This window comes from Streptomyces sp. NPDC012935, assembly GCF_042900345.1.
Lineage (GTDB): Bacteria > Actinomycetota > Actinomycetes > Streptomycetales > Streptomycetaceae > Streptomyces.
In genome coordinates, this window is sequence record NZ_JBIBBC010000003.1 from 647,017 (window position 1) to 660,808 (window position 13,792).

The window sequence follows — 13,792 nt, forward strand, 5'->3', positions numbered from 1 at the left end:
GCGCTTCGTGCACCGTCGGCGGTTCCTGCTCACGCGGGCCGCGACGGCGGCGGGAAGTCGCCCGGGAGCGGCGGTCGAGGTCGCGCAGGACGCCGTCAGGCGGGTTTCCGACCATGCGGCGCATCGGTGATCCGCGCAACGCCATCAGGCCGCTTCCGCTCCGGTCGCCGCGACCTGCACCTGGACGCTCTCCCCGCCGGGGGTGTACCCGTCGCCACCCGTCTCGGTCACCTTCACGCCGGTGATCTTCAGCCGCTGGGAGACGACACGGCACGTCATGGCACTGGTGACGTCCAGGCACCAGCCGGGCACGAGCTTGGGCACGTCGATGGCCGCCTGCGGGCTGATGGTGACCTGCTGGGTGTCGATGAACACCGGCACGGGCAGCGAGCTCCGCAGCCCGGCTCGGGCCGCCTCCTCGGCGGAGGCATCCTCGTCGAGGCGTACATGCGGGACAGGTTCACGGTCAGCTGGCCGCCGACGTCGCCGGTGCACGGGTCGGCGCAGTCGTCCCAGGCGGGCAGGCCGGGACGAGGCAGCGTCGTCAGGTTGGGCAGCCCGGATAGTCCTCGATCTGCGTGGCGATCTCATCGAGGGTCGTGCACACGCAGGCCAGGAGGTCCGAGGCGGCCTCGTGGATGGCGAGCGGTAGGAGCGACACGGTGGTGGTTCTCCTTCTACGGCCAGATCTGAAGTCGCGGGCGCTTGAAGTCAGGGCTGTAGACCCGGCTCGGCGAGGTCTGCCGGTAGGGGTTGACGGCGCTCAGCCACATGTCGACGGCCGGGATGCCATGGCTGTGTTAATCACGGAGCGGATACGCAGTCCTGGGGATCTGCGCCAAAGCGAAACTGATGTATCCCCTGTCTCTTGACGGTCTTTCAATTCGCCCGAGACTGGAGGGCACAAGTGTGTTGCCTCGTTCATGACCTGCCACACCGCGGGCGCCGGGTGACTCAGGTATTTGGGGGCCTGTAGGAGCTACTGCGACGGCGACGCCTTGGGGAGTGAGCACTGCTCCCCAGCATGACAGGAGCCCAAGATCGAGACATGGAACTCCTGTTAAGCAATGTCCTCGGGTGGGGAATCGCGCGGGGACGACAGGGCTGCCAAGGCTTCGGCGGCGCCGGGAACGTCAGCAGCGACGGCCAGGCGGTAGAAGTGGGCCGCTTCATCGCGGCGGGCGCTGGCCTCGAGAAGGAAGGCGAGGGAGAATGCGGCTGTGGGGTCGTCGGCGAGGGCCTCGCGGTAGAGCATTTCAGCCTCATCGGTGCGGCCGGCTTCGTGGAGGACGAGGCCGAGGAGATGGGTGGCGTGCGGTTCGCCGCTGGCGACGGCTTGGCGGGCTACGGCTTCGGCTTCGTCGAAACGTCCCAAATCAGAGAGCACGAGGCCGAGGCCGAGAGCGGCCCTGGTGACGCCCTCCTCGAGCGCGCGCCGGTACAGCCGCTCGGCCTCACCGGTTCGCTCACTGTCCACCAGCAGGTTAGCGAGATTGACGAGTGCCCTGGCGTCTCCGGCGTCTGCCGCCTGCCGGTAGAAGACCTCGGCCTCCTCCACTCGCTCCAGGGTATCCAGTAGGTATCCGAGGGCGAAGGCAGCATCAGGGTGCCCTGCATCGAGGGCCTGCCGGTACAGCGCCTCGGCCTCCTCCTGGCGTCCGGATTCCTCAAGTAGGGCGGCCAGGCCGAGCGGCGCCTCGGTGTCCCCGGCCTTCAGGGCCCGGCGGTACGCAGGCTCCGCCTCCGACTCACGTCCGAGGGATGCCAACAGCAGCGCCAGATCGGTAGCGACGCCGAGATCCCCGCCGTCGTATGCCTGCTGGTAGAGAGGCGCGGCCTCCTCGTCGCGCCCCAACTGCACTAACAAGCGAGCCAGGTTGGCAACGGCGGAGAGGTCCCCGGCGCCCGCGGCCAGGCGGTAGAAGGGCTCTGCCTCGTCCGGCCGTCCCGAAACCGTCAGCAGATAGCCAAGGTTGTGTCCGGCGAACGCGTCACCGGCCGCGACGGCCTGCCGGTAGAAAGGCTCGGCTTCGTCGGAACGTTCGGCCCTCATGAGCAGGTCGCCCAGTTCGTGTGCCCCGACGGCATCACCGGCCTCAGCGGCCTGCCGGTAAAAACGCTCGGCCTCCTCGGTCCGCCCCGACTGCGCCAGCAGGCTTGCGAGGTCAGTCGCAGAGTAGACGAGCCCCGCCTCTGCGCCTTGCCGGTAAAGCTTCTCGGCTTCCTCAAGCCGACCTGAACGGGCCAGCAGACCAGCAAGGTTGTGCGCGGCACGGTCGTGCCCGGCGTCGGCGGCCTGCCGGTAGAAACGCTCCGCCTCTTCGGTCCGTCCGGCACCGACCAGCAGACGGCCCATGCCGAAAGCCGCCTCCGCGCTCCCCGCCTCTGCACCGCGTCGGAAGACCTCGAGGGCTTCGGTCGACCGCCCCGCCTCTGCCAGGAGAAGCCCGAGGTCGTCCAGGGCGGGCGCATAGCCAGCTTCCACGGCCTGCCGGTAGAGGCGCTCTGCCTCCTCAGCCTGTCCGGCATTGGCCAGCATCGCGCCCAGTACGTTGGCGGCCGCTGCGTCCCCGGCGTCGGCAGCCCGTCGGACAACGGATTGGGCTTCGTCGTGTCGGCCAGCGTCGAACAGCAGAGCACCGAGGCTGAGAGCGGCGGAGGTGTCCCCGGCATCGGCGGCCAGGCGGTAGAAGCGCTCAGCTTCCACCAACCGCCCGGACCTCTGCAGAGGGTGCCCGAGTTCCCCGGCGTGGTGCAGGCTTCCTCGCGCGACTTCTATCCTGTAGAAGCGTTCAGCCATTTCTCCCTGTTCATCGAGTGTGTCCTCCAGCTTCTGGGACGCCTCGTCGAGACGTCCGAGCTGACCACCGTAGGAGATGCCCGCCTTGAAGTTGCCCGCCTTCAATGCCTGGTGGTACAGCTCCTCAACCTCTTGCCTGCGGCCAGACTGCATGAGCAGATGGGCAAGGAAGAAGGAGGCTTTGGTGTCACCGCGATCGGCGAGGGGGCGGAACGCGGTCTCTGCTGTGCTCTGTGAAACGAAGGCCGCGTTGAAGCCGATGGTGTACCGCTCCGCGTCATCGGCGGCGTGCGCGAGGCTCACCTCCCAGGCCCGCTGGGCGACCGGGGTCGTGGAACGGTCCACGAGATAGTCGAAGACTGTCCATGAAGTGTCTGTGGCAGGCAGCAACAGGCTCGTGACGCCGTAGCGGATGCCCGAAGCCCACGCAAGCGCCGCGTCGAGCGGCTCCGGCCGCAGCAAAGCGCCTCCGGCGGCGGTCAGATAGTGGTCGTGGATCTCAGCCAGCAGGTCGCGTGAGAACGGCCCCGCGAGGCCGGTCCGGGACAGGTCGATGGCCCCCGCCACCAGCGCGGCGCCCCGCGGATGAGCACCTGCTTGCCAGGCCCGCTGCCACTCGTCCCACAAGTCGGGCCCGGCGGCAAGGTATTCGGCAACTCCGTAGGGACCATGGTGGGCGACGGCGTCAGCGAGCCTGTCGTCTCCGCTCGCGCGGGCGGATGCGAGTTCGCGGTCGCTCCAGATGCGGTCGAGCTCGATCGGTTCGGTGAGGGTGAGGACGCGCGCCCCTACGTGGGCAGCCCACTGTGCGGCTTGGTCGCGACGGCCGGCGGCCGAGTCCCGGGCTTGCGGTCCGTACAGCTCGTACTGACGGCTGCGCATCGTAGCTACCACGGGAGTACGCAGCCGGACCAGTTCGGCCAGCAGCGGCGGTTCGAGACCACCCGGCTCCAGGTACAACTCCATGTCGTCGAGCCAGAACACACACCTGACCCCGCTGTGGGCCACCACCTCGAGCGCTGCCGATAGATCGCTGCCCGGCAGCGGGGCCAGGATCCGGTACTGCGGCAATGTCACCCGCACGGCCTCGAATGCAGCCCTGGTCTTGCCTGCCGTCGAGTCACCGACGACCAGCACCAACCCGCCATCCTGCGCGGCCCGTTCGAGTCGTGTACGCAGCACGCGATCGATGTCCCGCGGGACGTACGGCGGCACCGCATTTCCGTCCGCCCCCGGTCGCGCCCGGTGCGCACCAGCCTCCAATGCGCCCCACACCTCCGCAATCGGCCAACGTTCCGGATCGGCCAAATACGGCGGCAGTTGAGCCCGCGACTGGATCGTGACCGGGCCGTGAATGTCGCGCGCCTGGATGACGGGCCCATACTGGATGCCCCCGCTGACGGTGTTGGACGTCCTCCCCATCCCAGGTTCGGTCATGACCTGCTACCCCCGTAGAAGTCCACGTAGGCCCACGGGAAGCTGTGTGCCCGAGGGCGCGCACTCCACCGCCTGAACCACTCCAGGATCGGTGGAGGCTCTATGCGTTGACCAGTGGCTGGTCTCCTACTCGTAGGGCTACGTTCCGCAGCCATAACCTGCCCTGCACTAGCGATGTGCCAGGACACCCCTCTGATAGTGCCTCGTCGTCCTCCACAACGGTCCAGTTTTCGAGACGATCACGGAGGACAGCAGCAAAGGTCGGCGTTCGACTACACCAACCCGGCATCGCTGTGCCCGAGCCCGGTCGTTGAAGCGGTCAGCGGAGCCTCGGGCCGAGGCGGCGCTGGCTCGCTCCGGCGCGCCGACGACAAAGCCGGCAAGGGACCAGCCGAGCGCCGACGCCACGGCGCACCAGAACGCTCCACACAACAGGCCTCGCCCTGCGCGGAGTTAGCCGATGCCGCCCCACTCGTACCGACCTGCCTCACAGGGAACCGTCGGCCTCGGCGTCCACCAGCCGCGCCAGCTCCCCCACGCTCAGCTCGATCCGCCGCCCGTCAGCCCTCCGGGACCGGCCCAACGACGCCGCCTCGGCGTCGTCGACAGCCTCGTCGTGCGCGCGAATCTCCTCGCTGCTCAAACCAGCTCCTCCTCTTCTGCCCACCGGGCCGGTGAACGGCCGCTCCCGCACCTGCTAAGCAGACGGCCGTTTCATTCCGAGTTGGACGGACAGCAGTCGTCGCATCTGCGCCCAGTTCGCCCACGGCAGACGCACACCGCGGCCAACGACTGGAGACACCGCCCAAGACCATGTCAACGTACGGGAGCCGGGAAAAACCGCAGGTCAATGAAGGGTTCTCTGTTCGTGTCGCTCACCGCCACAACCACGGTCCGGCCTCTCGCAGAACTTCCTCCGCCCGCCTCGGCGAGCGTGAGTGGCTTCTCGAATGCCACTGCGCCCGACCCGTGATCGACCTTCTCAAGGACCAGGGATGGGACGTCGTCACCGACCTGGACTGCAACGTCCACTGCTCCAGCCCCGACCGACGCGTGTACGCGGGCTTCCTCTGCGAAAGCCGGGATGCAGCACGCGGTGAGCTGTGGCACATCCACGTCACGGACAACGACGGCACTGGGGCCTGGCGTCAGACCTTCGGACCGGATACCCCGGCACAGGTGGTCGCCGGATTCCTCACCGCTCTGATCGCCCTCCCCACCCGTTACTGCACCTGCGTGTGACACCCCGCTCCGCACTCTCATCGCCCAGGAGACTGTCTTGCCCTACGAGATCACCGTTGGCCAACTGGTTCATCAGCTCCAGACCTTCGACCCCGACCTGCCCGTGTGCCTCGCCATCAATCCCGACTGGCCCTACGCCCACCGCATCGGCCGCATCGTGGAGATCACCGGATCGAGCGGAGCCGTCTACATCGCTGAAAACGGCCAGGAGGGCGTACTGCCGCCCGCCGTCCGCAACCAGCTGGACTGGGCCGACGTATGACGTGCCCCTCGCGTACACGGCCCGCTGCTTCGCCGTTCAACTCCTCCGGCTCCTCGCAACATCTGCTCCTCAGTGACCTGGTCCATCACCCCATGCCACCGTCGGTGCGCGGCGCACTCCTGCGCTGCGTGCCTCCTCATCCCACCCAGCCGATCCACACGGTGTGGATACCCGGCGTGGAGCCCGAGCGTCTCCATCCCGGCTCCATCCTGCTCAGCTGGGAGCCCAGCCTCGGAGACGGAATGGATGTGACCGCGCACCTCCGTCTGGCCTCAGCAGAGGTCCTCCTCGCCAACTGGCCGGACCTCCACGGCGACTGGAGCGCCGTCGTACACCCCACCCTTCACGAGGTCATTGGGCTTCACACCGCGCTGTCCGTCGCCACCGACGCGCTGCACCTCGCCAACCGTCTGGCGACCCGCTGACGATCCGTGCACCGCGAGCTTCCGAGGGCTGCCCCAGGACTGGGGCAGCCCTGGTGGCGTTGGGAAATAGCAGTACTGTCTCGGACCGCCGAGTGCCTTCTTGTCCTGAGTGGGCCAGCACTGCCTGTAGTACGTACGGAAGTTCCAAGGCCGCATCACGAAACCGCATTAGGCGGGCCGCTGAGTTCCGCAGCCGCGGAACAGGCCCATGCTTCCGCCCATGGCAGCAGATCGAAGCCGCCTAGTCCTGTGAACTCACTTGTCGGGTCCGGCAAGCTCTTCGGTCAGGGTTCGGAGCACCTCAAGGCTCGGTGCCACCTGATGGAGGGTTTGGGAGCTTCTGCCGCTGGCTTCCGCGAGCTGTCCCAGGCGTTCGTCCAGCTTCTTCACAGCACGGGACTGAGCCACGGCGTCGCCGAGGAGCAGTGCGCCAGCACCAACGGCGATAGAAGTCGCGGGGAGCGAGATCGAGGTTCCACGAAGTCGACCTAGAGTCACGGACTTTCCTGCCAGCGCTCTCGCGGTGGCCGAAGCAGTTGCCGCGATTACGGTGTCTACCGCCGAAGACGGCAAGCTCACGTTCTTCGACGCGGGCCGGAACGGGGCACGGATGCTCTCATCAAGCCGGCCGAGCCGGCCATGGACATCCTCGATCTCAGTACGGAGCTCCGCGGTGGACTGAGTGATGCGCTCGGCCAGGGTCCTGGCGACGTCGGGCTTCTTCTTGTGATACTCGAAGGCGATCTCGGCGAGTCCGAACTGGACCGTAGCCGCGTAGCACTTCACCATCAGGTCGAGGTACAGGATCGCCTCTTCCACCGCCTCCTTACTCAGGCTCTTCTCCGCCTTACGTGGGGACTTCTGCTCGGCGTTCTCCAACCTCGTGACCGCATCCTGAAGATGGCGCAGGCACTTGTGCCTCGCATCACCCAGGCTGTTCCTCATGACCGAGAAATCGCTCGCCTCGACGCCACGCTCGCCGTGAGCACGCAGCCGCGCGACCAGATCCTCCACCTGCTCGACGGCATTCTCGACAGCACCGGCCTGGTCGGTCCGCAAGTGCTCGTGGATCTCGTGCAGCCCCTGCCGGATGGCCTTGATATCCCGGGCCATCTCGGCCGTCTGAGCTTGAGCCGCGATGGCACCCAGAACGGCCGCCCCACCCGACATGGCGGCGACACCCGTGGCGGGACGGATACGCATCAGACGCGTCACTCGGCCTCGGTCGTTACGGATAGCGCTCTGGATCCAGCCCCCTCCCTCGGTGATCACCTTGCCAACCCTCATCACCTCGCGAGAGGTCTGGTCGAGTTCGACCAGACGGGCGGTCAGACGCTGAGACTCAATGAAGGACCGGACCGCAGGGTCCAGTGTCCCCACGAGAGCCGCCCATTCGCCGGAGGTGAGGTCGGCAACCCAGCGCCCCCAACGTGAACGCTTCGTCTCGGAGGGGGCACCGATCACGACGGCTCGGTCCTCCGCTACACGGACGACGATCTCTTCGGACTCATCGCTCAGCGACACTTCGTGCAGCCCCCTCGACCGAACTCGACGCCCCGGCCGATTGTAGGGCTGGGCCCCGACATATTTCGGGCAAACGAATCAGCATCACCACCTCACGCACCGCCACACCCTTGTGGCTGCTGCTCTCTCCCTGCCCGAATTCCCGAAATCTCCTTAGCTTTCGGAGGGGCACCCGCTGACCTGTGCAAACACCGGCCGGGCGGGTTCGCCTATCCCCCGACGGGCGGCCACTGGAGGGGCGCGAAATGGTGCCCCCTGCAACGTGGCGTGAGCGAGAAGGGCATCCGTTGGGGTGGACGCCCTCTCCGCTGCCGCAGCCTGACCAAGCCGGTGAACCTAATCGGCCAAAAGCAGTAACCCGCCCGGTTCAGAAGGCGTGCGCCATCAGCTCCGCGAACAGCGTGTGCTCGTCGACCTCGAGGCCCCGCGAGCGGAACCAGCCGCAGATGTTGGCGCAGTCCCGCTGGAGGAAGGCCATCCCGTTGAGGTTGCCGACCAGGTCGACGATCTGTGGCAGGTCGATGATGACCAGCCGCTCGTCCGCCGCCAGGATGTTGTACGCCGAGAGGTCGCCGTGCACGAGGCCGCTCTGCACCATCGTCGCGAGCGCATCGGTGAGTTGCTCGAAGTAGGACGCCAGCAGTTCGGGTGAGGGTCGGGTCTGGGCGAGCCGGGGCGCGGTCGCGACGGCACCGTCCTCGTCGACGGCGGTGATCCACTCCATCAGGATCTCGGTGCCGTCGATCTGGACCGGGTAGGGAACCGGCAGCCCGAGGTTCCAGAGCCGCACCAGCGCACCCCACTCGGACACCGCCCACTCACCGGCCGCGACCTGCCGGCCGAAGGTGCTCTTCCGCTTGAGGGCCCGCTCGTCACGTGAGCGCTTCATTGAGCGGCCCTCGGTGTAGGACGCGGCGCGGTGGAAGGCTCGGTGCTCGGGAGAGCGGTACCGCTTCGCCGCCATGACCACGCCGGCGGCGGGGTCAAGCGGGTCGGCGCGCTCGACGAGGTGGACGTCGGCCTCCTTGCCGGTCTTGAGGACGCCGAGCTCCGTGTCGATCGCGCCCTGCGAGGTCACCACCCAGTCCGGTAGCGGCTCGGGGCCTCGGCAGAGGGGTTCGACGCTGAGCCAGGTCGACCAGCGCTGGCCGTCCTCGAGGTCGTCGTAGGAACGGAAGTCGAAGACGAACCGGTCGTCGACGTCGCCCAGGTCGTCCGGCGGCGGGACGTGGCGGTAGGGGTCGGTGATGAAGTCGTCAGGAAATGCCGGGTGCTGAGGGTGCTGCGAGAGATCGTCGCGAGACATCGCTGGAGGTGCTCCATGAGGCGAGAGGGAGTCGGTCTGCGGGCAGGCCGAGGACAGTCGTAGTCACGGTCGTGCCTCCTCTCGTGGAGCACCGGGCGGCTCCCGGTGTCTCGCCCATGGTGAGGGCGGATACAGGGAGCGGCAACCGAATAAAGTGGGCCCGCGTCGAGGGGCCCAGCGGTGCCGTAGGCTTCCGGAGTGATCCTCCGTACCGGGCTCGTCCCGCCCTGCTTGGGCTGACGCTGGCCACAACCCGCCGCGGCACCGGCCGCTCCCCAGCACTCGGGACATCGTGCGCTTCAGCTCACGGCCGTCGGCTGTTCCGCAGCGGCGAGCACTGATAGCGCAGCCCCTTGCCCACGATCCGGAACCGCTCTCGACCCGCCGCCGAGAACGGGTTGGGTAGCTCGAACACCTGACGGTGCTCCGGGTCCAGGGCGGCGGTGATCAGCAGGATCCGGTACCGACCGCCACGCGCGTGGGTGCGCGCGGCATCCACCTCGGACGGCCCGAGCTCGAACTCCACGCGCTCGCCGACGGGTTCGCTCAGCGCCTTCACCTCGTACAACCGTGTGGTGTCACGCCAGGCGACTTCGAAGTCGTACCCCAGGCTGTCTGATGCCTCCCGGTCGCCGTTGATGACCGCGGCGTACCCCGACCGCCAGCGCACCTCGGGGTAATGGCGCTGGAGCCAGGCCCGTGCCGCGACCTCCCCGACCAGACCGATGGCCGACCGCTGGTCCTCACTCACCTGGTGCAGACGGGCCACGACCACCCGCGACGTGCCGGAACTCCCGCCCCGCCTGGGCTGGGGCACCGGCGCGACCGTGTCCAGGTGTACCTTGCCGGACTGGGCGAGGAAGGCCTCGTCGACGGTCCTGGAGGCTAGGTCCGCGATGGCGGAGAAGTGGTCGCGTCCCACGGCGACCTCCTTCCCGCCGATCATGATCGTGGCCGGGCGCGCCCCGCGTGGTCCGGCGGTGCCCTGCGCGGGTCCGGTCCGGGGCGTCAGGTCGGCGGGGGTGAGGCCGAGGAGCCCCGCGTCGGCGGTGAGTGGCATGCCGGTTGGCCAGCCCACACCGCGCCGCACCACGTCGAGCAGTTGTTCTTCGCTCAGCTCGATGAGGTCGCTCAGGCCGGAGCCGTCGAGGAAGGTCCGCGCCTCCAGCAGGGGCGCGCCCTGCCAGCCGGTTGGTACGGGTGCTCCGTGCCGGCGGCACCAGGCGGACACGAGCCGGGCCAGCGCCGGAACCAGGGGGTCCAGTGCGGCGGTGTTGAGTTCGCGGAGCCGGTCGACGGGCGGGAGATCGGTGGTTCGGCCGAGATCGTCGTCGGCGCCGTGCGAGCGCAGCCAAGCCTGTGTCCTGGCCCGCATCTCATTCTCGGGCGGGGTAACGAACCGGGGCAGCCAGTCGGGGTCCGGCAGCAGGTCGTGGAGTCGACGGGCCCCGGCGTACGCGGAGACGTCCGTGCCGTCGCGGGCCGCCGCCACGTACCGTTCCCGCAGCCGGTCCACCAGGGTGCCGGCGTGACCGCGTACGAAGTCGCCGAAGGCCTGCTCGTGGAGATCGGGGTGGGAGTAGGGGGCGTAGCCGGGGCCGAGCGTGGTGAGCGCCTCGTTGAATCGCTGGAAGTCCAGGCCCAGTTCGTCGCGGAGTTCGGCCGGTGTGGTGCAGGAGCGGGCGAGGGCGACGAGTTCGGCGGCCGGCACGGGTAGCGAGACGGTGGACCGGTCGACGATCTGGACGAGTTCGTCCTCGCCTGCCGCGCGGTCGAGCGCCCGCGCGCTCTCCTCGTCCCATGCGGAGCCGAGGAGACAGCACAGGGCAGGGCGCAGCAGTCGTACCGTGTCGTGCACGTCTCCCGTGAGATTGCGTCTGATCTCGGCGACCTTGGCCTCGGTCGTGTCCAGTGCCATCGCTAGGGTGCGGTCGTCGATCATTTCCGGATCATGGGTGCCGAGCTGCCGTTCCAGCTTGACCAGGACCAGCTCCAGCGCGTCCTGCAGCCCCGGCCTGCCCAGCAGCTGGGCGAGCGCGGACGTGCACGCCTGCAGTTCGTCCCAGCCCTCCTCGCTGCGCCAGACGACGACCGTGGGATGGTCGGCGTCCGGCAGCGGCAGCGCGCGGGTGGTGGGCGGTGGTTCGGTGAGCACGCCCGAGATGACGACCTCCACCTCGTCGGCCCGGACAACGCGCACGGTGCGCAGCCTCTGCAGCAGGGCCCGCACACCGCGCTCGCTGCGGCGCAGGAACGCCCCGGACTTCAGTTCCACGGCCAAAGCCACCACCGTGACGAGCCATTCCCTGCCGTCGATGAGCGTGTCGGCGTGTCCGGTCGGGGTGATCGGTTCGCCGTCGCGGTGGCGCACCTGCACATCGGTCTCCGACGTGCTCAGGGTGCGGATGCCGTGCGCGTTGGCCATCTTCACGATGGCGTACCCGCTCTCCGGTCCGGCGACCAGGACGGGATGGCCTGCCAGTTCGACGAGTGCCTCCTTCAGCGGCGCCTGCTCGTCGCAGACGTGCACGGGCACGTCCTCGGCCGTCGGTACGAAGGTGCCGAGGGCGTTGCCGCGACTGACCACGAGCCGCACCTCCTCGCCGGTGAGCCACGGCCAGCGGGTGTTCTGCGCGAGGTGCGACCACGCCCGCCCGTAGTGCTTCTTGAAGGGGACGCTGAGGTGCGTCGGCACGTCTCCCCGGTGGAGGATCTCGCCGAGATGCTTGACGGCCGCTCCGGCGTACAGAGGGTCCTCCCAGCTCCGCAGCCCGCACCCGCGGAGCCTCGCGGCCGCGGCCTTGTCGGCGAGCAGCCGCCGGGTCTGCAGCGGCAACGAGGGGACGAAGCCGGGCAGTTCCCCGTCGGTGCTGAACCACGCCTCGCCGGGGGTGACGAAAGCCGGGCCGTCCGACTCGGCGTCCTCCACCGGAAGCCAGGGCGTGCTGCGGAGGAAGGACGCGAACGGTGTGGGCCAGGAGTGCTCGTCCCTCTTGTGCGGGTGCTCGGGCCGGTACACGGTGACGTCGAAGACCTCGTCGCCCCAGGTGCGGAACCCCAGGATGAGCAGTTCGGCGAACTCCCGCCGTGTGGTGGGGCCGAGGTCCGCCACCTCGGTCGCTCCCGGGAGTTGGGCCAGTGGCCGCTGGAACGCGTAGGGCGTCCACGGGTGGGCGAACTTGGTCCACCGGGACCGTACATCCGCCGTCCATACAGGCCCCAGGTCGTCGCCGAGGCCGAACCGCTGGGCCAGGCCACGGGGTGCCAGATCGTTCCCCTGCTGGGCTCCCAGGCGGTCCCCGACAACGGACAGTCGCAGTCCGTCGACCACGCCGACGGCCGTGAGGAATTCGAGGTACGCCTCCCGGTCCCGGACCGGCGCGGGCCAGTCGTCGGGGCCGCTGATCCAGTGCAGCCGCTGGTCCGCCAGCTCGGGGATCCGGGAACCGCCCGCTTTGAGGAACCTCTCCAGCCGCTGCGCGCCTTCGGTGCCCCAGCCCGGCGAGTACGAGCAGCGCGCCGCCCTCGCCCAGCCGCCGTCGGCGAGCGGCACCCGGAAGGCGATCCGCGACAGCCGGTCGCGCTGCCCCGGCGTGAGCGCCGGGAACTGCCGCAAGGCGAAGGTGAGGGCGTCGCGGCTGAGGGCCTCCGAGGGCCGTGCCCCGAGCAGGTCGTGCAGCGCGTCGAGGACCTGGTCCAGCTGGTAGGAGCGGACCAGCCCGCCCCGCAGCAGGAAGTCCCGTCCAGGGCTCTCCCAGGTGATGTCGGGGTGGGTGAAGGCGATACGGCGGCGCAGCGCCTTGAGGTCGCCGGGGACGCGGGTGCCGACGTCGTCGTGCTTGTCCCCGGGGTGGAAGAAGACGGTGCCTTCCTTCTGCCCCTTCTTTCCCTGCTCCGCCGCACCGCCTAGCGCAGGCCGCAGGCTGCCGTCCTGGTCGAGGACGATCCGCCGCCCCCGCAGCGCGGTGTGCTGGCCGGTGAAGGCCTGGGCCAGGTCGTTGTAAAAGTCCGCCCAGCGCGGGCTCGGCGTCTCGCTACCTTCTGCCCAGATCTCCTCGGCCACCGCCTCGGCCCAGTCGGCGGTCCTGACCAGCGGAGGACGCAGGGCCCGGGAGACGACCGCCTTGGCCAGCCGGTCGGCACGGGCGTGCCGGACCTGGCCTGCGGAGGCGGCCAGCAGATGGGCTCCGGCCCGGGCGAGCGCCCCGGCGGTGAGGACACGCCAGGGGCGTCGGCCGTCCGGCCAGGCGTTGGTGTCCCGCAGGGTGCCCCAGGACTCGTGGCGTGGCGGCGGGGGAAGGCTTCCCCTTCGGGCGTCCCGCTGCCCGCGTCTTCTCCGTAGCGCTGCGGTTTCGGCGCTGGATGGCCCGCAGTTCCATCTGCGCGCCCCAGGCCTCCATAGTGAAGCGGTTCTCGTCGACCTGGTCATCCAGATCCCACGGACCGTCATGCCCGTAGGTGACGAGCAGCTTCCCTTCGTCACGCATCTTGTAGCCGGTGTTCAGGCAGTCCACGACGTTGCGGCCGAGCCGGTCCACGGCTGCGGCCACCAACCCGTCGTACGGACCCTGCTCATCGCGAAGCCACGGGCCCAGTTTCGGCCGGGTCATCGGGTCGGTGGCGCCTAAAACTTCCCAATCGTCGGCCCAGCCGATGATGTGGCCCCCGACAGACGCGGCGGCGGTCAGCACGTCCTCGCGTTGCCGCTCCGGCGACGACGTGGCGAGTTTCATCCGCGACAGCCGTCGCACGCCGAGCAGGCACTTCCCGCATCCGTCGTAGGGGCGTTCGATCAT

The 13,792-nt window shown here is 68.9% G+C and carries 10 protein-coding genes; 3 read left to right on the forward strand and 7 right to left on the reverse strand.

Annotated elements, in window-relative coordinates:
• Nucleotides 1-144: 144 nt before the first annotated feature.
• The 3 genes from ACFY5C_RS11710 to ACFY5C_RS11720 form a co-directional block, all read right to left on the reverse strand.
• Nucleotides 145-381 carry a hypothetical protein gene (locus ACFY5C_RS11710; protein ID WP_389443313.1) on the reverse strand — a complete coding sequence of 79 codons (237 nt, stop codon included), beginning with the start codon at nt 379-381 and terminating at the stop codon, nt 145-147.
• Between the two features lie 679 nt (nt 382-1,060).
• Nucleotides 1,061-4,237, reverse strand: coding sequence for a tetratricopeptide repeat protein (locus ACFY5C_RS11715; RefSeq protein WP_389443315.1), 3,177 nt, complete (start codon nt 4,235-4,237; stop codon nt 1,061-1,063).
• 487 nt (nt 4,238-4,724) lie between these two features.
• Nucleotides 4,725-4,880 (reverse strand): hypothetical protein, encoded by a 156-nt coding sequence (locus ACFY5C_RS11720; protein ID WP_389443317.1) that lies wholly within the window; start codon nt 4,878-4,880, stop codon nt 4,725-4,727.
• A gap of 326 nt (nt 4,881-5,206) precedes the next feature.
• Between ACFY5C_RS11720 and ACFY5C_RS11725 the strand changes: the two genes are divergently transcribed.
• From ACFY5C_RS11725 to ACFY5C_RS11735, 3 genes are read left to right on the forward strand one after another with little or no spacing between them, the layout of a single operon-like run.
• Nucleotides 5,207-5,479 (forward strand): DUF317 domain-containing protein, encoded by a 273-nt coding sequence (locus ACFY5C_RS11725; RefSeq protein WP_389443318.1) that lies wholly within the window; start codon nt 5,207-5,209, stop codon nt 5,477-5,479.
• A 37-nt stretch (nt 5,480-5,516) separates the two neighbouring features.
• Nucleotides 5,517-5,741 carry a hypothetical protein gene (locus tag ACFY5C_RS11730; protein WP_389443320.1) on the forward strand — a complete coding sequence of 75 codons (225 nt, stop codon included), beginning with the start codon at nt 5,517-5,519 and terminating at the stop codon, nt 5,739-5,741.
• Nucleotides 5,738-6,166 (forward strand): esterase, encoded by a 429-nt coding sequence (locus ACFY5C_RS11735; RefSeq protein WP_389443322.1) that lies wholly within the window; start codon nt 5,738-5,740, stop codon nt 6,164-6,166. Before ACFY5C_RS11730 ends, ACFY5C_RS11735 begins: the two co-directional genes overlap by 4 nt.
• A gap of 255 nt (nt 6,167-6,421) precedes the next feature.
• On the opposite strand, the gene ACFY5C_RS11740 is transcribed toward ACFY5C_RS11735, so the two are convergent.
• The 4 genes from ACFY5C_RS11740 to ACFY5C_RS11755 form a co-directional block, all read right to left on the reverse strand.
• Nucleotides 6,422-7,690, reverse strand: a complete 1,269-nt coding sequence (locus ACFY5C_RS11740; RefSeq protein WP_389443324.1) for a hypothetical protein — start codon at nt 7,688-7,690, stop codon at nt 6,422-6,424.
• 367 nt (nt 7,691-8,057) lie between these two features.
• The gene (locus ACFY5C_RS11745) at nt 8,058-8,996 is read right to left on the reverse strand and encodes a serine protein kinase RIO (protein ID WP_389443326.1); all 939 of its coding nucleotides are present in this window, start codon (nt 8,994-8,996) and stop codon (nt 8,058-8,060) included.
• Between the two features lie 304 nt (nt 8,997-9,300).
• Nucleotides 9,301-13,059, reverse strand: a complete 3,759-nt coding sequence (locus ACFY5C_RS11750) for a hypothetical protein (protein WP_389443328.1) — start codon at nt 13,057-13,059, stop codon at nt 9,301-9,303.
• Nucleotides 13,031-13,792 (reverse strand): recombinase family protein, encoded by a 762-nt coding sequence (locus ACFY5C_RS11755; RefSeq protein ID WP_389443329.1) that lies wholly within the window; start codon nt 13,790-13,792, stop codon nt 13,031-13,033. The genes ACFY5C_RS11750 and ACFY5C_RS11755 overlap by 29 nt, the downstream gene beginning before the upstream one ends.